The 20,357-nt window shown below is 42.6% G+C and carries 16 protein-coding genes; 5 read left to right on the top strand and 11 right to left on the bottom strand.

Annotated elements, in window-relative coordinates:
- Positions 1-128: 128 nt before the first annotated feature.
- The 3 genes from hpf to rpsU form a co-directional block, all read right to left on the bottom strand.
- On the bottom strand, positions 129-428 hold the full coding sequence (gene hpf, locus HMPREF2794_RS04300; protein WP_010535563.1) for a ribosome hibernation-promoting factor, HPF/YfiA family: 300 nt from the start codon (positions 426-428) through the stop codon (positions 129-131).
- Between the two features lie 16 nt (positions 429-444).
- Entirely contained in the window at positions 445-1,326 is an 882-nt protein-coding gene (xerC, locus tag HMPREF2794_RS04295; protein ID WP_070751013.1) for a tyrosine recombinase XerC, read from the bottom strand.
- A 73-nt stretch (positions 1,327-1,399) separates the two neighbouring features.
- Positions 1,400-1,591, bottom strand: a complete 192-nt coding sequence (rpsU, locus tag HMPREF2794_RS04290) for a 30S ribosomal protein S21 (RefSeq protein ID WP_002558090.1) — start codon at positions 1,589-1,591, stop codon at positions 1,400-1,402.
- A 191-nt stretch (positions 1,592-1,782) separates the two neighbouring features.
- Between rpsU and HMPREF2794_RS04285 the strand changes: the two genes are divergently transcribed.
- The 3 genes from HMPREF2794_RS04285 to HMPREF2794_RS04275 all read left to right on the top strand — a co-directional run bounded on the left by HMPREF2794_RS04285 (position 1,783) and on the right by HMPREF2794_RS04275 (position 5,201).
- Complete coding sequence (locus tag HMPREF2794_RS04285; RefSeq protein ID WP_070751011.1) at positions 1,783-3,564, top strand: aminopeptidase P family protein; 1,782 nt, start codon at positions 1,783-1,785, stop codon at positions 3,562-3,564.
- A gap of 95 nt (positions 3,565-3,659) precedes the next feature.
- On the top strand, positions 3,660-4,172 hold the full coding sequence (locus HMPREF2794_RS04280) for a gamma carbonic anhydrase family protein (protein WP_010535566.1): 513 nt from the start codon (positions 3,660-3,662) through the stop codon (positions 4,170-4,172).
- 765 nt (positions 4,173-4,937) lie between these two features.
- On the top strand, positions 4,938-5,201 hold the full coding sequence (locus tag HMPREF2794_RS04275) for a TlpA family protein disulfide reductase (protein ID WP_055269548.1): 264 nt from the start codon (positions 4,938-4,940) through the stop codon (positions 5,199-5,201).
- 158 nt (positions 5,202-5,359) lie between these two features.
- Here HMPREF2794_RS04275 and HMPREF2794_RS04270 read toward each other — a convergent pair whose 3' ends face one another.
- Both HMPREF2794_RS04270 and gltX read right to left on the bottom strand, forming a co-directional pair.
- Positions 5,360-6,583: a 3-deoxy-D-manno-octulosonic acid transferase gene (locus HMPREF2794_RS04270; protein WP_010535568.1), complete on the bottom strand. Its 1,224-nt coding sequence runs from the start codon at positions 6,581-6,583 to the stop codon at positions 5,360-5,362.
- A 16-nt stretch (positions 6,584-6,599) separates the two neighbouring features.
- Entirely contained in the window at positions 6,600-8,114 is a 1,515-nt protein-coding gene (gltX, locus tag HMPREF2794_RS04265) for a glutamate--tRNA ligase (RefSeq protein ID WP_010535569.1), read from the bottom strand.
- Between the two features lie 94 nt (positions 8,115-8,208).
- On the opposite strand from gltX, the gene HMPREF2794_RS04260 reads away from it, so the two are divergent.
- Complete coding sequence (locus HMPREF2794_RS04260; protein WP_010535570.1) at positions 8,209-10,281, top strand: HD family phosphohydrolase; 2,073 nt, start codon at positions 8,209-8,211, stop codon at positions 10,279-10,281.
- Here HMPREF2794_RS04260 and HMPREF2794_RS04255 read toward each other — a convergent pair.
- The 6 genes from HMPREF2794_RS04255 to HMPREF2794_RS04230 form a co-directional block, all read right to left on the bottom strand.
- Positions 10,256-10,726: a low molecular weight protein-tyrosine-phosphatase gene (locus tag HMPREF2794_RS04255; RefSeq protein WP_029425060.1), complete on the bottom strand. Its 471-nt coding sequence runs from the start codon at positions 10,724-10,726 to the stop codon at positions 10,256-10,258. The two genes, HMPREF2794_RS04260 and HMPREF2794_RS04255, sit on opposite strands and share 26 nt — an antisense overlap.
- A 44-nt stretch (positions 10,727-10,770) precedes the next feature.
- Positions 10,771-12,567 (bottom strand): DUF4091 domain-containing protein, encoded by a 1,797-nt coding sequence (locus HMPREF2794_RS04250; protein WP_010535572.1) that lies wholly within the window; start codon positions 12,565-12,567, stop codon positions 10,771-10,773.
- Between the two features lie 58 nt (positions 12,568-12,625).
- Complete coding sequence (priA, locus tag HMPREF2794_RS04245; protein WP_055269592.1) at positions 12,626-15,082, bottom strand: replication restart helicase PriA; 2,457 nt, start codon at positions 15,080-15,082, stop codon at positions 12,626-12,628.
- Between the two features lie 202 nt (positions 15,083-15,284).
- Entirely contained in the window at positions 15,285-15,860 is a 576-nt protein-coding gene (locus HMPREF2794_RS04240; RefSeq protein WP_010535574.1) for a porin family protein, read from the bottom strand.
- Between the two features lie 137 nt (positions 15,861-15,997).
- Complete coding sequence (locus HMPREF2794_RS04235; protein ID WP_055269550.1) at positions 15,998-16,963, bottom strand: SMI1/KNR4 family protein; 966 nt, start codon at positions 16,961-16,963, stop codon at positions 15,998-16,000.
- Positions 16,964-17,243: 280 nt separating this feature from the next.
- Complete coding sequence (locus HMPREF2794_RS04230) at positions 17,244-18,614, bottom strand: FAD-dependent oxidoreductase (protein ID WP_010535576.1); 1,371 nt, start codon at positions 18,612-18,614, stop codon at positions 17,244-17,246.
- 260 nt (positions 18,615-18,874) lie between these two features.
- On the opposite strand from HMPREF2794_RS04230, the gene HMPREF2794_RS04225 reads away from it, so the two are divergent.
- The gene (locus HMPREF2794_RS04225) at positions 18,875-20,326 is read left to right on the top strand and encodes a calcineurin-like phosphoesterase C-terminal domain-containing protein (RefSeq protein WP_010535577.1); all 1,452 of its coding nucleotides are present in this window, start codon (positions 18,875-18,877) and stop codon (positions 20,324-20,326) included.
- The last annotated feature ends 31 nt before the right edge of the window (positions 20,327-20,357 follow it).

The raw sequence follows: 20,357 nt of genomic DNA, 5'->3' as shown, positions 1-20,357 counted from the left end.
CACGTGCTCTGGCCAACTGAGCTAAAGAGGCGTTCTAGCTAAAAAATGCAACCGTCACGTTCTAACGCGAGCGAAACGGCTGCAAATTTAGTTATTTATTTCTTTCCCGCAAAATATTTGCGATTTTTTTATTTGCTACGCTGTTTTTCCTTGTATTTCACCAGTTGTTTTTCAAGCGCTTCTACATCCAGGTCAATTGCTTCCTCAAATGTATCACATACTTTACTTGCATAAAACTCACCATTGGGGATAAGTATTTTTATGCCTGCCTCTTTATTTTCGGCAGCCTCCGGCTTAATTACCTTTAATGACACCTCTACTTTCTTTATATCTTCGTAATATTTTTCCAACTTAGACACTTTCTTCTGAATAAATGCCTGCAATTGCTCTGACGCATCAAAGTGAATTGATTGAATTCTAATATCCATACTTACCTCCTTTTTTTTAAGCTCTTGGATGAGCTTGTTTATACACTTTTTTAAGTTCTTCAAATGTGGCATGCGTATAGATCTCGGTAGTTGCGATACTCTCGTGACCCAAAAGTTCTTTTACCGCGCCCAGTTCCGCTTCATTATTCAGCATCGTGGTAGCAAAAGTATGCCTCAACACGTGAGGACTTCTTTTCTTCAGCGTCGCCACCTTTGACAGGTTCCGTTTCACTAAATTATAGACCAGATTCTTATAAAGCCGTTCACCACTCTCCTTCACGAAGAAGGCTTCCGACCTTTCCGGAATCATTTCGTTTCTTATATTAATATATTCAAGCATCAACTCCCGCAGTTCGTCACCGAACGGTATCAGCCTTTGCTTGTTTCTTTTCCCGGTTACTTTCAAAAGAGAAGCGGAGAAATCCACATCCTTATCATCCAAACCTATCAATTCTGAAAGCCTCATGCCGGTGACATAAAACATTTCAACAATTAACCGGTCGCGACAACCTTTAAATCCTTCGCCAAAGTCCGTATCATCCAGCAACTTATCCATTTCGCTCTCTTTCAGAAAAACAGGTAACGTTTTTTTATTCTTAGGTCCTGTTATTTTCCTTAACGGATCCACTGTCACCTCTCCTTGCCTTAAAAGATACTTATAGAACGACCGGAGCGAACTCAACTTACGATTTACAGAAGTCGAAGTATATCCCCTATCCATTAATGAAACAATCCATTCACGAATCAGTTCACCTTCCACCTCCAACGGATCAAACTTTCCGTACTCTTCTTGAGCAAACTCCCGCAGCTGCTTTATATCCTCGCCATACGCCAGAACGGTTTTTTCGGAATAATTCCGCTCATACCGGAGATAATCAAGAAAAGATTTAATTAACATAATATCGCTACATCTAAAATCGTGCAACGAATGTATGAAAAGAATTCAATAATTCAAAGGAAATTACGAATTATTAATCTTCTACTTGCTGAAGTTGTTGTACATAAACCGCACGTTCTTTCTTAAGTCTTTTAGTTACAGACGGTTTATCAAATTGCTGTCTGCTTCTCAATTCTTTTACGATACCAGTTTTCTCAAATTTTCTTTTAAACTTCTTCAGCGCTTTTTCAATGTTTTCGCCTTCTTTTACAGGTACTACAATCATTTTGTTATTATTAATATGTTATTGGTTAAAAATTTCCGCAGTCAAATTGCGCCGCAAAATTACACATACTTTCTTTATTCACAAAACTTTCGGCAAATATTTCTCAAAAACTATTCATAAACAAATCATTAACCACGAAAAGTTAGTACCTTTGAAACTCTTAAATATGTCTATAATTAATATAATAAGGTATGAAACAGAGTATAAAAGAGCGTCTACACGCGCTACGGATGACATTTCATCCTAACCATATCAAAGCGTTCATCATTCCCAGTACCGATCCGCACCTGAGTGAGTATGTAGCTCCTTACTGGATGTCCCGTGAATGGATTTCCGGTTTTACGGGTTCCGCCGGAACAGCCGTTGTCTTAATGGATAAAGCCGGATTGTGGACAGATTCCCGATATTTTCTACAAGCGGAAAAGGAATTAGAAGGCAGCGGTATTACATTATATAAGGAGATGTTACCGGAAACCCCGAGCATCACAGCGTTTCTCTGTCAGAATCTAAAGCCGGGAGAATCTGTGAGCATTGATGGAAAAATGTTTTCTGTGCAACAGGTGGAACAGATGAAGGAGGATCTGGCGCCATATCAGTTACAGATCGATATGTTTGGCGACCCGCTGAAAAGCATATGGAAAGACCGTCCTTCCATGCCCGATGCTCCGGCCTTCATCTATGACGTCAAATATGCAGGAAAAAGTTGTGAGGAAAAAGTTACCGCTATTCGTGCTGAACTGAAAAAGAAAGGTATTTATGCCTTATTCTTGTCCAGTCTGGACGAAATAGCATGGACTCTTAATTTGAGAGGAAGTGATGTACATTGCAATCCGGTTATAGTGAGTTACCTGCTGATTACTCAGGACGATGTGATTTATTTTATCTCGCCGGAGAAGGTTACCCAAGAAGTAAGCGAGTATTTGAAAGAGCAGAAGGTCAGCCTGAAGAGATATGATGAAACAGAGGCTTTTCTGAGTTCTTTTACAGGAGAAAGCATACTCATCGATCCCAGAAGAACGAACTATGCAATTTACACATCCATCAATCCTTCATGTAAGATCATCCGTGGCGAATCCCCCGTGACGTTACTGAAAGCAATTCGTAATGAGCAGGAAATTGACGGCATCCACCATGCGATGCAACGGGATGGTGTGGCACTTGTCAAATTCCTCAAATGGCTGGAAGAATCAGTACCTTCGGGCAAAGAGACCGAATTAAGTGTAGACCGGAAGTTACATGAGTTCCGAGCAGCCCAACCTCTTTATATGGGAGAAAGCTTCGATACAATCGCCGGATACAAAGAGCATGGAGCAATTGTGCACTATTCAGCAACACCGGAAAGCGATGTCACGCTTCAACCAAAAGGTTTCCTTCTGTTGGATTCGGGAGCACAATATTGGGACGGAACTACCGATATCACCCGCACCATTGCATTAGGTGAACTGACGGAAGAAGAAAAAACAGACTATACCTTAATATTAAAAGGTCACATTGCATTGGCAATGGCTAAATTCCCTGCCGGAACACGCGGTGCTCAGCTCGACGTATTGGCCCGTATGCCTATCTGGAGTCATGGAATGAACTTCCTACATGGCACGGGACATGGCGTCGGACATTTTCTGAGTGTTCACGAAGGACCTCAAAGTATCCGTATGAATGAGAATCCTGTTGTGCTGCAACCCGGCATGGTCACTTCCAATGAACCCGGTGTGTATAAAGCAGGCAGCCACGGGATACGCACCGAAAATCTGACGCTGGTCTGCAAAGACAGAGAAGGAATGTTTGGAGAATACCTTAAGTTTGAAACCATCACCCTATGTCCTATCTGCAAGAAAGGTATCATCAAAGAGATGCTGACGGCAGAAGAAATCAAGTGGTTCAATGACTATCATCAAACCGTTTACGATAAACTTTCTCCCAGTCTGAACAAAGAAGAAAAGAAATGGTTGCAAGAAGCAACAGAAGCTATTTAAAACTGTTTCCGTGCGACATCTGAGCCTAACACGAGGGAGGATGTGTCAAAATGGAAAAGTATTCAATAAAAACATCATCAAAAACAATATATTTTATGGCTTTAATCAAATCAGTTCGAGGTTTTACTCCCGAAATTGGAGAGAACTGCTTTTTGGCAGACAATGCAACTATTATAGGAGATGTAAAAATAGGAGATGACTGTAGCATCTGGTTCTGTACAGTATTGCGTGGTGACGTCAATTCTATACGGATAGGCAATGGAGTCAATATTCAAGATGGAACCGTGCTACATACTTTATATGAGAAATCAACCATTGAAATCGGTGATCATGTTTCGGTAGGACATAATGTGACCATTCATGGAGCAACTGTTAAAGATTATGCACTCATAGGAATGGGATCTACCATACTGGATCATGCTATAGTGGGCGAAGGAGCCATCGTTGCCGCCGGCTCTTTGGTATTGAGTAATACAGTAATAGAACCCGGAAGTATCTGGGGCGGAGTACCCGCTAAATTTATTAAGAAGGTAGACCCTGAACAGGCGAAGGAGCTAAACCAAAAAATCGCTCACAATTACCTGATGTATTCTCAATGGTATAAATAGAAAAAACAGCCTTCAGCCCTTTCAGCTTTTCTCGCAAACGACTTGCCAGAAGGGGATAGCGGCTGAAGGCGTGCTTTTACACCCCTTCTCTGACATGCTCTATGAAAGGGTAAATAGTTTCAGCCCCTTCAGCCGGAAAGATAAAATATTCGGAAACTACTAACTTCCGTCTCAATAGAGCCTGTATTGATCCCAAACAAAGGTTCTATCAGGAACAAACAGAACCTCTGTTTGAGGCAAACGAAGCCTCTGTTTTTTTTCTGAACTATAGATCGGTTTATTCATTTTAAATAACCCGGTATACTATCCATTTTCACTTCGGAGGCGGGTAACCTTCATCTCGGTGGTGAATGAAACTCATCTCCGAGCCTACAGAATTCAGCCCGTATGCTAAATGGCTATAACTTGCAGACAAAGTAGCCACAGCCAGTAAATTATGAATTTATATATGACCGAGGCTGAAAGGGGCTGAAACCACTCCCCCCTTCTCTAAGCAATCTGAGAAGGGGTATAAAAGTGTTCCTTCAGCCGCTCCCCCCTTCCGGCAAGTCGTTTGCGAGAAAAACTGAAAGGGCTGAATGCAGAAAGTATCCAAGTAGTAGTATGAACTAATAGCTGTACATCTTTCATTCAAATGTCGTACATCTTCGACTCAAACGTTGTACCAGAATCAAACAACTCAAGTACTTGCCACGAGCAAGTCTTGTACTTATCGGGAAGTACTCTAATACAAGTTTGGCTCCTATCATCTCTTAAACCATATTCATGCAATACCAAGCAGCTATATCAACAAGAACTCTACTATATAATCATATACAAAAAACATGGAAAATACTCATAGAAAATATAGCCGGAGATCACTATTGGCTAAACAAAGAGCAATGGAATTACTTATGGAAGCAGTTTCAGATGACAGGGCTACCGATGTACCTGATAATGGATAAGCAAGGAAACATCGTGAAACGTTTCACTCACATCACAGCTAAAGAGCTGAAAAATTTATTGGAACAAGAAATCAATAAAATATAAAAGCTATAAGCATTCACCGAAAGCAAAACTCCACCTTAAGAAATTCAAGCTGAAAGTTACATAGCCGGAAAACAGCTTTAAAAGAAAATCCCCCTATTTTAGCCTTATCCATAATGGAGTACTAAAATAAGGGGATCATTATTCTTATATATCAATCTCTAAAAGTTAATCATGTGCATAATCTTTTCCGTAGCTCCGGCATTACTGGTCACATAATAACCGGCATTCGCACCGGTTTCACGCATGAAAACATCGTCTGTCTGGAATCGGTCCAGCAAGGCTTTGAGTTCATCATAATCCTTTATTGAGTATGCGCCTTTGGCTTCGAGCAATCGGATCGCCTCCATAAACTTTTGATATTTCGGTCCGAATATGACAGGAATACCATATACAGCCGCTTCCAGCGTATTATGAATGCCGACACCAAAACCACCTCCAATATATGCCACTTCTCCATAACGATAAATAGAAGATAGCAGTCCGAAGCAGTCGATAATCAAACAATCAACTTTCAACACATTCTTTTCGTCAGCACGAGTATAGCGTACATAAGGACGTTTCAACTTACTGATTATTTCCACCAGATGATTTTCATCAATCACATGCGGAGCAATAATCAGCTTCATTTCCGGATGGCTGTTGAAATACTCCAGAAACAAATCCTCATCCGGTCCCCAAGAACTGCCCGCCACAAATGTAAAGGCATTGTCTCCTTTAAACATTTTCACCAGCGGAAGGTCTTTGGCCTCTTCGCGAATCTGCAACACACGGTCGAAACGAGTATCTCCCACCACTGTCACACGACTGATACCAATCTTCGACAAATAGCGTTTGGAGGCCTCATTCTGCACAAACAAATGATCGAAATCTTTCAACACATTGCGATAAGTTCCTCCATACCATTTAAAGAATATCTGATCACGACGGAAAATGGAAGATACGCTATATACTGGAATACGACGTTTATGAAGTTCATCCAGATAATTCTTCCAGAATTCGTACTTGATGAAGAACGCCATGCAAGGGTTTGCAATATCCAGGAACTTCTTCACATTCCGCGGTTTATCAAACGGCAGATAGCATACAATGTCCGCTCCCCGGTAATGCTTGCGCACTTCGTAACCGGAAGGAGAGAAAAAAGTAAGCAATATCTTATAATTGGGATATTTTTCCCGAATCATTTCTATTAATGGACGCCCCTGTTCAAACTCACCGAGCGAAGCAGCATGAAACCAGATATACTGTTCTCCTTTCTCCACTTGTTGACGTAAAAGCTCATATACCACCCAATGCCCCTTCATCATTTTTCGGGGTTTACGGCTAAACGGGGCAGCTAAATGAACCAGAAGGTCATAAATAACTATTGCCAGGTTGTAAAGCATAATTTACAAGTCCTAATTATTTAAGTACCTCTACGGCACGCTTCATACGAGCCAATGTCTCTTCCTTGCCCAGTACCCAAGAGATATCGAACATGTGCGGACCTTTTCCTTCGCCCACCAGCGTCAAACGGAAAGCATTCATTATATTACCCGTGTGGTAACCTTTCTCAGCAATCCAGTCCATCACTACTTTTTCCTGGCCTTCAATGCTGAAATCTTCAATGCCGGCAATGACTTCCGCCAATTCCGTCATACATTTTGCAGAGTCTTCCTTCCAGCGTTTCTTTACTGTCTTTTCGTCATATTCAGCAGGAGCTACAAAGAAGAAGCTACATACATCCCACAGTTCCTTGATAAAACTTACACGATCTTTCATCATACCAACTACCGTAACAACCTTCTCGAAAGGAGCTTCCACGCCATGCTCTTTCAGCACAGGCAGAAACAGTTCGGCAATCTCTTCATTCGGTTTAAGCTGGATATACTGATGATTGAACCAAATACCTTTTTTATAGTCGAATTTAGCCCCCGACTTACTGCAACGATGGATATCGAACAACTGTATCATCTCATCCATAGACATTACTTCCTGATCGTTGCCCGGATTCCATCCCAATAAAGCCAGGAAGTTAATCACCGCTTCGGGCAAATAACCTGATTCACGATATCCGGAAGACACTTCGCCCGATTCCGGACGCCATTCCAACGGGAATACAGGGAATCCCAGGCGGTCGCCGTCACGCTTGCTCAGCTTACCGTTTCCTTCCGGTTTCAGCAGCAAAGGCAGGTGGGCAAATTCCGGCATCGTATCTTCCCAACCGAATGCACGGTATAACAGTACGTGCAACGGAGCTGAAGGCAGCCATTCTTCGCCACGGATTACATGAGACACTTCCATTAAATGGTCGTCTACGATATTGGCAAGATGATAAGTAGGCAATTCATCAGCCGACTTATAGAGCACCTTATCATCCAGAATAGATGAATTAATAACTACTTCACCACGAATCAAGTCATTCACGTGAACATTCTCGTTCGGCTCGATTTTGAAACGAACCACATATTGCTTTCCTTCAGCAATCAATGCGTCCACTTCTTCTTTCGACATCGTCAGAGAATTACGCATCATCCCACGGGTAGATGCATCATATTGGAAGTTAGCAATTTCCGCACGCTTAGCGTCCAGTTCCTCGGGAGTATCAAAAGCTATGTATGCTTTGTCATTGTCCAGCAAAATCTGCACATATTTCTTATAAATTTCGCGACGTTCGGACTGACGGTACGGGCCATGTTCTCCACCGAAGCTCACTCCTTCGTCAAAGTGGATACCCAACCACTTGAATGACTCGAGTATGTACTCTTCCGCTCCCGGAACAAACCGGTTAGAGTCAGTATCTTCAATACGAAAAATCAAGTCTCCGCCGTGTTGACGCGCAAACAGATAATTATACAAAGCTGTACGCACACCGCCGATGTGCAATGCTCCCGTAGGACTCGGAGCAAAACGAACTCTTACTTTTCTTTCTGCCATAATTTGGGTTAGTATAGGTAAATCGTGGCAAAATTAAACCTTTTTTTCCACACTATTGTTTTTTTTTGTACTTTTCGCAAAAATTTCAATGCGTATGGAACATATGAAGAAAAAAAAGAGGTTCTCACGAAGAGATCTATTATATAAATCATTGCTGTTTATAGTCACAGTGACACTGATTGTCTATTTCCTGCCACGTGACGGGAAGTTCAACTATCAGTTTGATATCAACAAGCCTTGGAAGTACGGACAACTGATTGCAACTTTCGACTTTCCGATCTACAAAGACGATGCAGTAGTGAACCGGGAGCAGGATAGTCTGTTGGCTTCCTTCCAACCCTATTATCTGCTCGACAAACAGATTGAAAAAGATGCAATCAGTAAGTTAAAGGAGAATTACCATACTCATCTGAAAGGTATACTCCCTTCCGTAGATTATCTGCGATACATCGAACGGACATTAAAAGAAATATACGGGGCAGGTATCGTATCGACAGAAAACATACAAAAACTCCACAAAGACAGCACATCGGCTATCATGATCATCGATGATAAGCTTGCTAACTCCAAGCCTACCGATAATATATATACGGTCAAGAAAGCCTATGAATACTTGTTATCCGCAGATACGACCCACTTCAACCGTGAGATTCTGAGACAATGTTCCTTAAACGAATATATCACTCCTAATCTTACCTTCGACCAGCAACGGACGCAGACCGCCAAAGAAGAAATGCTTAATAATTATTCCTGGGCAAACGGATTGGTTGTCAGCGGACAGAAAATTATAGATCGTGGAGAAATCATTAGTCCGGAAACTTATAACATACTGGAATCATTACGCAAAGAGTCCATCAAACGCAGTGAATCCATCGATCAGAGCCGTCTGATTCTTGCCGGACAGATTTTATTTGTCGGCATGCTGATGCTTTGCTTCATGCTCTATCTCGACCTGTTCAGGAAAGATTATTATGAGCGCAAAGGCAGCCTGTCGTTATTGTTTACACTGATTGTATTCTATAGTGTGGTAACCGCTTTCATGGTAACACACAATATATTCAATGTATATATGATTCCGTATGCGATGCTGCCCATCATCATACGAGTTTTCCTTGATTCGCGAACGGCTTTCCTGACGCATGTCATTACGATATTGATCTGTTCTATATCACTGCGTTTTCCGCATGAGTTTATTCTGACGCAGTTAGCTGCCGGATTAGTTGCCATATTCAGTTTAAGGGAACTCTCACAGAGATCACAACTCTTCCGTACGGCATTATTGGTGATACTGACTTATGCAGCCATCTACTTCGCTTTTGAGCTAATGACTGAAAACGGACTTGCCAATGACTTTTCGAAACTGAATGTCCGGATGTACACCTATTTCATTATCAATGGTATCCTGCTGCTGTTTACATATCCGCTGTTGTTCCTGTTGGAAAAAACATTCGGCTTTACTTCTAATGTGACTTTGGTCGAACTTTCAAATATCAACAGCGACCTCCTGCGGCAAATGTCCGAAACAGTGCCCGGAACTTTCCAGCACTCTATGCAGGTAGCCAATCTGGCAGCAGAGGCAGCCATCCGTATTGGAGCGAAAAGTCAATTAGTACGTACCGGAGCCTTATATCATGATATTGGCAAGATGGAGAATCCGGCCTTCTTTACAGAAAACCAGTCGGGAGGAGTCAATCCTCATAAGAATCTGAATTACGAACAGAGTGCTCAGGTCGTGATCAGTCACGTGACAGACGGGTTGAAACTGGCAGACAAACACAATCTGCCGAAAGTAATCAAAGACTTCATCAGCACTCATCATGGACGAGGAAAAACGAAATTCTTCTATATTTCATGGAAAAACGAACATCCGGACGAAGAACCGAATGAGGAGCTGTTCACTTATCCGGGTCCCAATCCTTTCTCAAAAGAGACAGCCATTCTGATGATGGCGGATGCCGTTGAAGCCGCTTCACGCAGCTTACCGGAGTATACCGAAGAAAGTATAAGCAACTTGGTCGACAAAATCATTGACTCCCAAGTTGCAGAAGGTTACTTCAAAGAATGCCCTATTACTTTCAAGGACATTGCGACGATTAAGGCAGTATTCAAAGAAAAGCTGAAGATTGCTTACCACACCCGGATCAGCTATCCTGAGCTAAAGAAGTAAGCAGGCCGGCACAGGCATCTTCGAGCACATCCAGCACATACTCAAATCCTTCGGCCCCTCCATAGTAGGGGTCGGGGACATGATCGGCAGGAATACGGGTACAATACTCCGTCATACGGTGAATCTTTTTCCATTCTTCCATAGAAGGAGCTTTCTCTTTCAGATCGTCTATGTTACGGTCGTCCATGCCAATAATCAAATCAAAATTATAAAAATCCTCCGTTCGTACCGGACGGGAGCGATGAACCAGTTGATAACCACGACGGGCAGCATGGGCACGCATCCGGCTATCCGGCAATTCACCCTGATGATATGACAGGATTCCCGCGGAATCTATCACAAACTCTTTTTCCAGTCCGGCTTCTTTGATCAGGTGAAGCATTACCCCTTCTGCCGTAGAGCTACGGCAGATATTTCCTAAACAGACAAACAGTATTTTCTTCATCATTTACTTTTAATAATTGGCAGAATTAATTCGTCTCTGCTATATTAAAACGAATTCAGTATCTGATTCGCCCGGTTCACGGTAACAGCTGCCGGTATTTCCGGCATGGCCCCCAGTCTGAACGGAGCTAACATTTTCTCTATTTTCTTTAGTCCGGCTTTATCTCCCTTTTTCTCAAATTCCTGGCGGAGAATCGTTATTTTTTCGTGTGCCTGAATACCTTCGATCAAACGTTCGAAACGGATACAGCTACGAGCTCCCGGATATACCAGATAAGTATCTCCAGCCGCCCAGGTACGGAAACGTGAATCAAGCAATGGTTCCAAAGGCCAGCTATTGTATGCCCAGCGCAGATAGCCGTCCAGATGTTTCTTAGAGCAATAGTAACTCATCCAGGCAGCCTCAGCCGGATCGGAAAAGGTGAATGTATTAGGATGTGCTTCCGTACAACAAGTATAATAAGTAGTGCGCTTATTCTCAGCCAAACGACGGAGACGCACCTCTTCCGGGAAGTTCTGACCGATAGTTATGCAATAGTCATATAAATCAGGCTCTATCTCAGCATGATAGTTACCAGCCAGTGATACTTTAAACTCAGGATCTGCTTTACGAATCACCTTCAATGTTTTCTGCATCACCTCCATCGGACGCTCATCCATCGCAATCGTACAAATATCAAACCAGCCTTTCTCTTTCAAATGCTTGGAGAAGGAAGCAAGCATGGCAACCCATATCTCTTCATAAGCAGGTTCCCCCGGTGCTGTCTTCACAAATTGCAATGAATTCGTAGCCTGGTCAAAATACTGGAAAGATAATTCCCAGGGAACCATAGAGTAGCAGTTGATCTGTTTGTCAATACCGACACTCATCATAAATTCTACCCAACGGTCGAAAACGGTATAGTCAAAAGCCCAAGTACCGTCAGCACGTTTCATCCAAGTGACCATCGTGTCAAAATAATCTTCTGTCTGACCGTTCCAGGGCTTATGTGTCAAGGTAGCTGTAATAATCTTCTGTCCGGCATCCGCCAACATTTTCATCAATGGGCGCATAGCGTCCAAATGTTCCTGACTCCACAAGGGAACCTGATAATAACGGGCAACAGCAAACGGGCTCTGCCACAAATCCAGATGATAAGCCCATTCGGACGGTACAGGAAGTTCACGGGAAGAAACTACTATTTCAAGATTAAGCTGCTGCAACAGACGGGAACCGTCTTTTACCAGTAATGCTCCCTTATAAGTTCCGGGAGCAGCGGATTGAGGAATCCAGCATTGCACCCAGATAGGCTGAACCGTACGCGAAGGAAGAGCCAGAGATTTCAGATTCGTGTCAATCGGATCGGCTACCAGCAGTGAATCAAAATCCACAGCCTTTCGGTGCCCACATGCACCTCTGCCGTCCTTATTCAATTCATCGGTCATCACGTAACGGATGAAACCGCCCTTGAATGCTTCGTTCGAAAGAGAATTTCCTTTTTTATCTTTAAAATCAGTAAAGCTGAAGTTCAAGTCTTTCACTTCAGCACCTGTCCATACGACAGCCTGCGCATTTACACGTTCGCCGCGCCAGCCTTTCAAGACTGCAATTTGCTGTTTCTTCAACTGGGGGAGTTTGTGTTTCGCATACCGGACATCGGTAGTTCCCCAGGAAACCTGGGTGGTAATCACTGCTGCCCATTCTTTGTCAGAGGGGGGCGTAGGGTCAGGCAGTTCCTCGTAAGTCTCTATTGGAAATTTCGGTTGCCCCGTAGAGGTTCCACACTGAGTCACTCCTTGTTGAGCAAAAAGAGGACTCACACCAATAAGACATGTTAAGCAATAAATCGTAAGTCGTTTCATGGTTAATTAATTTATAAAGGTTATTATAAGAGAAAATTAGTGAGATCTATATGGAGGGCTACATCGGATCTACATCATAATAGACGATCAGAGACTTATAGCGTTCATCTTCCAGCATCTCTTTCTGAATACGTTGCAGCAATTCGCGTGCACGTCCCATCGGAGCATTCTGTTCGATCTTCAGCACTATCTTTTTTATGAATAAGGTCTGGATACGGGCAACGGGAGGTTTGTCCGGTCCCAATACCCGGTTGCCGAACACCATTCTTAGCTTATCTGCCATGACCGCTGCCATCTGATCCAGCAGTGATTCATTATGGTTCTTCAAATAAACATATACCAACCGATAGTAGGGAGGATAGTGGAACATTTGCCGCTCTGCGAGCTGACCATCCACCATTTCTTCATAATTATTGCCGATAACCTGGTGGATAATAGGATGTTCAATACTCTTCGTTTGCAGCACTACCCGCCCACGTTTATTCTTACGCCCGGCTCGTCCCGCCACTTGTGCCATCAGTTGAAAGGCACGTTCGTAAGAACGGAAATCCGGATAGTTCAACATGGTGTCGGCATTCAGAATACCTACTATACTTACATGGTCAAAGTCCAGCCCTTTCGACACCATCTGCGTACCAATCAGTATATCTGTTTTCCCTTGTTCAAAATCGGCGATAATCTTTTCATAGGCAGCACGGGTACGGGTAGTATCCAGATCCATGCGGGCCACAGCCGCTTCCGGGAAAAGAACCTTAATATCATCTTCAATCTTTTCCGTTCCAAAACCACGATTGACCAGTTCTGTACCTTCGCAGGCGGGACAGGATTTCGGCAGTTGATAGGTATAGCCGCAATAATGGCATGTCAGTTGGTTGATTCCCTTATGATAAGTCAGGCTCACATCGCAGTTCTTACATTTCGGCACCCAGCCGCAAGTACGACATTCTACCATCGGTGCAAATCCGCGGCGATTTTGAAAGAGAATGACTTGTTCTTTCTGCTCCAGTGCCTCTTTCATGTATTGTATCAGCAGCGGTGAGAACTGTCCTACCATCCGCCTCTTGCGATGAAGTTCTTTGATATCTACCGGGATTATTTCCGGTAACTGAATCTCTTTATATCGTTCTTTCAGCTGTACAAATCCATATTTTCCACTGGTAGCGTTCTGCCATGTTTCTATAGAGGGAGTGGCAGTTCCGAGAAGTGTTTTAGCTCCATACATGGCAGCCAGTACGATAGCTGCATTACGTGCATGATAACGGGGAGCCGGATCTTGTTGCTTATATGTATTCTCATGCTCCTCGTCCACAATGACCAATCCCAGATCACGGAAAGGCAAAAATACGGAAGAACGGACCCCCAGAATAATATCATACCCTTTCTCTCCCAGTTGTTTGCGCCAAATCTCTACTCGCTCGGCATCCGGAAACTTGGAATGATAAATCCCCAAACGAGAACCGAATACCCGTTGCAAACGCTCTGTGATTTGAGTTGTCAACGCTATTTCAGGCAAGAGATACAACACTTGTTTTCCCTGACGGATCGTTTCTTCTATCAGATGAATATATACTTCTGTTTTACCACTTGATGTAACTCCATAAAGCAGACAGACATTTTTCTCCTGAAAGGATTGTATGATCTCATCATGTGCCCGCTGCTGAAACTCGTTCAAGGCATTCAACTCAACCACATCTTTCACTTGCTGATTCAACCGACCGACCTCATGAAAGTAAATCTCAAATATCTTTTTTTCCACCAGACCATTCAGAATAGAAGGAGATACACCCGCACGTTGTAAAAGTTCTTTTTTCGAAACTTCTTTTGGCGTTTCTCTTCCTAATATTCCTGAACACTCTACATATTTCATCAGCAACGCCAACTGCTTCGGAGCACGGGACAGGATATCAAACAAGATATGAAGCCTCTTTTCATCAGCAGAGCCCGCTAATCGTACCCTTGCCTCTGTTTTTGGCTTGTAAGTACGACGCAATTCTTCTTTCACAAAAATGGCTTCTTTATCCAGCAGAGATTTAATGACGGTAAGGATATTTTTCATATCACTCTCCTTCTCCAGTTTAGTGACACACTGCTGGGAGTCTACCGAAAGCAAATCAAGAATACGCTGTTCTCTTTCTGACAATGGTGTATCCGCTTCAAAGTCAGGATTATATTCCACGATCGTTTCACTCTCCAACTTCAAGCCGGAAGGAAGTGCCGCTTTATAAACATCTCCTTGCGTACAGAGATAATAATCCGCCAGCCATTCCCAGAATTTAAACTGAGTGGGCAACAAAATAGGAGAAGCATCCAGCAATGCTGATATTTCCTTCACCTCATACTCCGTCGGAGCACAATAATGAACATTACGAACGATAGCTGTATAAAACTTCTTCCGTCCGAAAGGAACTATCACACGACAACCGATCTCGACCTCTTCCGCACATTCATCCGGCAGAGAATAGGTGAAATATTTCGGAAGCGGTAATGGTAATATGACATCTACATACTTTTTCATTGCAAGCACAAAAGTACAATAAAAAAATGGGGATTTAAAAGAGGAAAGAAGAACACTGAAAAGAAAAATTGCCTGAGAACAAGAATCTGAGAAAATAAATTCAGATTCACCGGCTGACACTTTGCACAAAATCCCGGAACAAAAAAAGAGCTTCCTTAGATCAGAAGCTCTTTCTTTGATAGTATATAAAGTAACAGATTGCTTAGAAAATATAAGCAACGGATACTTGCCAAGTCTTGGTCTTGTATGAACCTTCAACATCCTCAAAACTAGCAGTCTTACCCAACGGAATGTTATAGTTGGCACCTACCTGTAAATGATTCAGCAACTTCACACCTGCACCGACATTAATGCCTACTTCCGCTTTCTTCTTATCAACCTTTGATGTCTTTTCAAAGTCGAAATAAAAATCAGGACCGGCAGCCACATAAAGACCTAACAGGCTTCCCAAACCAATATTATATTTCAAATTGACCGGAATATCAAGACCGTTCTGCTTAACAGTAGCTTCTTCGCCCCCGTCAGAGATCTTTATACCCCTCTGAGCAAAAAGCAAAGACGCATCTACTCCCAGTCCTACCACCGGAATATTAAACTCCGCCATCGGACCGATAAAGAAGCCTGTAAAATTATCCTTTTTAAAGTTTGTCTTCACATCTGAAAAGCTTGCTTTAGACAAGTTCAAACCACCCTTTACACCAAAATGCAATTGTGCCTGGGCAGGCATTGCCATACCGATACATACGGCAATCATTAAAGCACCAAAAATCTTTTTCATAAATTTACGTGTTTATAATTCGGGACAAAGATATATATTTATAATAAATAAACACAAATTATTGCTCTTTGTTCGTTTCAGAGACATTGTTGTTCATCCAATCCTGCCCCTGTACCTTTATATTTACCAATCAAGAATCACATCTTATCCCGGTCAGCCAGTAAGGTTTCCTTTGCTCCCGTCGTCATTGAAACAATACCATTATTGCAAGTAATAATACCGCTCTCCTTACGTCGCGTCAGCCAGTCAGTAACAAAATCCGGAGCATATCCTCCCGTACTAAATTCACCGTCCAAGGCTATTATTTTTTTATAGGCAGATAAATAATCTTCTTCCGTAGTATCGGGATAGACATTGGTATAAAGCCATAATTGAATGTCGTAAAGCATATAGGAGCGTGTATCGGCATGAAGTGCAAAGAATCCTTTATCAGTTACGATTTCTTCCGATACTTTACGAATCCATCGTTCCGTATCGACGGGATTATCACACTTCGAGCATAAATCAGACAGAAGTGGCGAGAAAGCTGCGGTACGAACTTTTTCCAACTCTTTCCTTTCATCTTCTTCCAACGTATCAAACACTTCTTCGTTGACAAGTCCACGAATAAAATCTTCAAAGTTATCGGCCAGCAAAGTGATATAATAATCATTCTCCTGATCGACATGAACGACTTTCGGTTCTCCCTGCGGACCACACTCCCGATAATCAAGGAAAATCATATCATGCCCGGCAGAAGGACAGTCGCAAATAGCCACTCCAATATCCGGATACCCCCATTCTTCAATCATGAAACGACTTCCGAGTTGTCCGCAAAGAGAATACATCTTATCCTTGTCCATTCCCATAATGCCGGTAATAGCCACATGATCATCCGCCCAACTAGTCGGTTCATCACAAGGAAAACAGACATTGAAAGGTATTCCACCGTTATGCTGTTTCATCAACCAGATATAGGACTCGGGCAGTTTATATCCCAGTTCGCGTTCTACTTCTTCTATCATCTCTTCCGTAGGGAATTCACCAATATATCCATTCTTTGCATATTCGTCATCATCCCAAAAGTCCGTAAAATCAAAATCTTCAAAAGTCCTGTTTTTCATAATCGCTGTTTTTAATTTGTATTCTTTGAGTTTTGCTTTGTGTGTTTACCACTTTTCACGAATATACAAAAAAACAAACATCATCAATTTGTTTCCTTTATTTATTTCATTTTTTTACGAGTACTTTGAAAAACAGAGAGAAAATGGGAAGATGCAAATATCTAACTTCAATGCTTCATCAAGGCCGGACGAGGGGGAGGATTTTATGTAAGAACAAGTATACCCAGTCGTACCAGTGAGATGCACTTAGTGGTACGACTGGGGCAAACGGTTTACACTATTACGAAAACAAATCATTTAATGCCTCACTCATGCTGGGATGAGTAAAAATGAAGTCGCGCAGGAAGGTATAGTCCTGCCCTGCCTTCATGGCGAGGGCGACGATATTAATAACTTCGCTGGAGTCAGGTGCAAACAGCATACAACCCAATATCTTTCCTGTATTCTTATCAATGACAGCTTTCAACAAACCGTCTGTTTCTCCCAAAGTCTTGGCTCTCGGTATCGCCATAACAGGTAACTTCTTTACGATAATATCGAGATTCTGCTTACGGGCCTCCTCCTCATTCAAACCAATACGGGCCAAAGGCGGATCAATAAATACGGAATAACTGACCGGATCACGATCACTTGTTTTTCGTTCCGCCTTTCCGAATAAATCTTCCCGGATAATCCGATAGTCATCCAATGAAATATAAGTAAACTGCAAACCACCTTTCACATCACCCACCGCGCGTATTCGGGGATTCGTTGTTTTCAAATATTCATCTACAATGATAGCTCCACGTGCATCCACTTCTACTCCGGCAGCTTCCAGATGAAGCTCTTTCGTGTTAGGCCTGCGCCCTGTAGCCAACAACACGGCATCGGCTTCAAGTTCAAATGCCTCATCTGTTTGCGAATCAGTGAAAGCAACCATTGCTTTTTCTGATGTATGGTTCACAGACTGCACCTTCGCGTTCATCTTGAAAACAATCCCTTTTTTCTCCAACGTTTCTTTCACACTTGCGGCAATGTCGCGGTCTTCACGGGCTATCAGTTCGGGATAGCTCTCCAGTACCGTTACCTGAGAGCCGAAAGAGGCGTACATAGACGCAAATTCCAGCCCGATATAACCACCGCCGACAATGACGAGATGACGTGGAAGAGCGGTCAGTTCCATGATTGAAGTACTGGTATATACAAAAGGATTATCCACAACTCCTTCAATAGACGGAATCACAGTTTCCGCACCTGTATTGATTATGATTTGTTTGGATGTCAATACTATCTCTTCCGTAGCGGTACGAACAGCAACGGTATCTGCAGAAAGAAAAGAGCCCATACCTGTATAAACCGTCACATTCGGATGATCCGCTAGGTTATGGTAGTTCTTGTTTCTCAGTATACCCGTCACAAAATCTTTCACAGCAATAGCATTACGGTAAAACTCACTTTTTTCTTCAAAAGTGACTCCCACCATACCGGAAGCGATTTTCGCCTGATGCACCAATGTTTTAGTCGGAATACAGCCAATATTGATACACGTACCACCATACATCTTATCAGAACGTTCTATAACAGCAACTTTCTGTCCGCGCTTTGCAAATTCAGCCGCAAGAGTCTTCCCACCTTTGCCGAAACCAATAATAATAACATCAAATGCTTTCATATCTATATATCTTTAATTAGAAATTATCTTATTAATGTCAGTATCTCATTGACATTTGCAAAGGTCGCACCTTTCCGAGAGACTATCAATAACCATTTTACCGGATGAATTGGCAATTGTTCCCGCGAAGAGTTAAATAACTTCGTTTTCAACAAAAAGAAGAGAAGATACAAAGATGTAATCTCATTGTCATTTGCACTTCATCTCAATCCTTTCTCTTTGCATATCTAATTAAGTTAAACAACATATTAAAAGAACAGATGAAACAAGTCAGATGTTTATCTTCCTGCCTGCTAATGTTATCTATCTCGATAGCTTGCAGTTATGCAGCCAACATTCCTTCCAAAAAAGGAATGACAGTAAAAGGTATTGTAACCGATACCCGTAAAAGTCCGATTTCCGGGGTAGTAGTGACCGACGGAGTTCACTTCACTCAAACGGATGAAAAAGGATATTATTATCTTCCATCCGACTTCAACCAATCCAAGTTTGTGTATGTGTCGGTACCGGCAGATTATCAACCCACAGTTAAGAATGCACTTCCTACCGGATACTATGCCCGACTGGATCAATCAAAAAAGACAAACCGACATGATTTCGAATTAGAGAAAAGGACGGCTCCGGATGACAACTTTACTTTCATAGCCATCTCCGACCCACAAGTAAAAAACCAGAAACAACTGGAGCGCTTTCGTATGGAAACCGTACCCGATCTGGAAGCGACCTTACGTACACTCAATGAAAAAGAAGTATACGGTATGATGCTGGGAGATATCGTATGGGATGCGATGCAATTATTCACACCTTACAAAGATGCAATCTCCGGACTGAACCTGACAATGTACCACACCATCGGAAATCATGATTTTGACTTGAAATATGCCGCACTGAGCAATTCACAAAACCCGGACGAATGGGGTGAATATGCGTTTGGCGAGAACTTCGGTCCTACAGACTACTCTTTCAATGTAGGAAAAGTACATATCATTTCAATGAAGGATATCGATTATCACGGACAAAAGAAATATGAAGAGAACTTCACTCCGGCACAGCTTGAATGGTTGAAAAAGGATCTCAGTTATGTCCAACCCGGTTCACTGGTGTTACTGAACGTGCATGCTCCTGTCGCTAATCGTTCTCACAAGGGCGGAGGTAATGCCCGCAATGCTGCCCAGCTCTTTGAGATACTGAAAGGCTATAAGGTGCATATTTTTTCCGGACATACCCATTTCTACGAAAACCGGATTATTACTCCTGATATTTATGAGCATAATATAGGTGCAGCCTGCGGCGCGTGGTGGGCAGGCCATGTGAACCGTTGCGGAGCACCAAACGGCTATTTACTGGTTAATGTACAAGGAGATGACATTTCCTGGCAATATAAAGCAACCGGACGCCCGCTGGACTATCAATTTCGTGTATACAAGCCGGGAGAGTTTCAATCACAGCCGGAGTATCTGGTAGTCAATATATGGGATTATGATCCTGCCTGGACTGTCCAATACTACGAAGACGGAATAGAAAAGAAAGGAGTACTGGAAGCTTTTGATGATGAGGATCAGGATTTCATCACTATGAAGAAAGGAAAAGGGACAGGTTACCATACGCTGCATCTTTTCCGTGTACGTCCATCATCGGACAAGGTGAAGAAAATCGAAATTACAGCGACCAACCGCTTCGGGCAAAGCTTCCGTCAAACAGTTGAGCTATAACGGTCAGTTCTTGTTAACAAGGTTGATACAA

It is taken from the genome of Bacteroides sp. HMSC067B03 (assembly GCF_001811315.1).
GTDB lineage: Bacteria > Bacteroidota > Bacteroidia > Bacteroidales > Bacteroidaceae > Bacteroides > Bacteroides faecis.
This window is presented reverse-complemented; position numbering and strand designations above follow the sequence as displayed.

What these genes read in the sequence shown, in the direction of transcription:
- hpf (WP_010535563.1), bottom strand. Translation starts at nt 428, where the DNA reads ATGGATATTAGAATTCAATCAATTCACTTTGATGCGTCAGAGCAATTG.
- xerC (WP_070751013.1), bottom strand. Translation starts at nt 1,326, where the DNA reads ATGTTAATTAAATCTTTTCTTGATTATCTCCGGTATGAGCGGAATTAT.
- rpsU (WP_002558090.1), bottom strand. Translation starts at nt 1,591, where the DNA reads ATGATTGTAGTACCTGTAAAAGAAGGCGAAAACATTGAAAAAGCGCTG.
- HMPREF2794_RS04285 (WP_070751011.1), top strand. Translation starts at nt 1,783, where the DNA reads ATGAAACAGAGTATAAAAGAGCGTCTACACGCGCTACGGATGACATTT.
- HMPREF2794_RS04280 (WP_010535566.1), top strand. Translation starts at nt 3,660, where the DNA reads ATGGCTTTAATCAAATCAGTTCGAGGTTTTACTCCCGAAATTGGAGAG.
- HMPREF2794_RS04275 (WP_055269548.1), top strand. Translation starts at nt 4,938, where the DNA reads ATGCAATACCAAGCAGCTATATCAACAAGAACTCTACTATATAATCAT.
- HMPREF2794_RS04270 (WP_010535568.1), bottom strand. Translation starts at nt 6,583, where the DNA reads ATGCTTTACAACCTGGCAATAGTTATTTATGACCTTCTGGTTCATTTA.
- gltX (WP_010535569.1), bottom strand. Translation starts at nt 8,114, where the DNA reads ATGGCAGAAAGAAAAGTAAGAGTTCGTTTTGCTCCGAGTCCTACGGGA.
- HMPREF2794_RS04260 (WP_010535570.1), top strand. Translation starts at nt 8,209, where the DNA reads ATGGAACATATGAAGAAAAAAAAGAGGTTCTCACGAAGAGATCTATTA.
- HMPREF2794_RS04255 (WP_029425060.1), bottom strand. Translation starts at nt 10,726, where the DNA reads ATGAAGAAAATACTGTTTGTCTGTTTAGGAAATATCTGCCGTAGCTCT.
- HMPREF2794_RS04250 (WP_010535572.1), bottom strand. Translation starts at nt 12,567, where the DNA reads ATGAAACGACTTACGATTTATTGCTTAACATGTCTTATTGGTGTGAGT.
- priA (WP_055269592.1), bottom strand. Translation starts at nt 15,082, where the DNA reads ATGAAAAAGTATGTAGATGTCATATTACCATTACCGCTTCCGAAATAT.
- HMPREF2794_RS04240 (WP_010535574.1), bottom strand. Translation starts at nt 15,860, where the DNA reads ATGAAAAAGATTTTTGGTGCTTTAATGATTGCCGTATGTATCGGTATG.
- HMPREF2794_RS04235 (WP_055269550.1), bottom strand. Translation starts at nt 16,963, where the DNA reads ATGAAAAACAGGACTTTTGAAGATTTTGATTTTACGGACTTTTGGGAT.
- HMPREF2794_RS04230 (WP_010535576.1), bottom strand. Translation starts at nt 18,614, where the DNA reads ATGAAAGCATTTGATGTTATTATTATTGGTTTCGGCAAAGGTGGGAAG.
- HMPREF2794_RS04225 (WP_010535577.1), top strand. Translation starts at nt 18,875, where the DNA reads ATGAAACAAGTCAGATGTTTATCTTCCTGCCTGCTAATGTTATCTATC.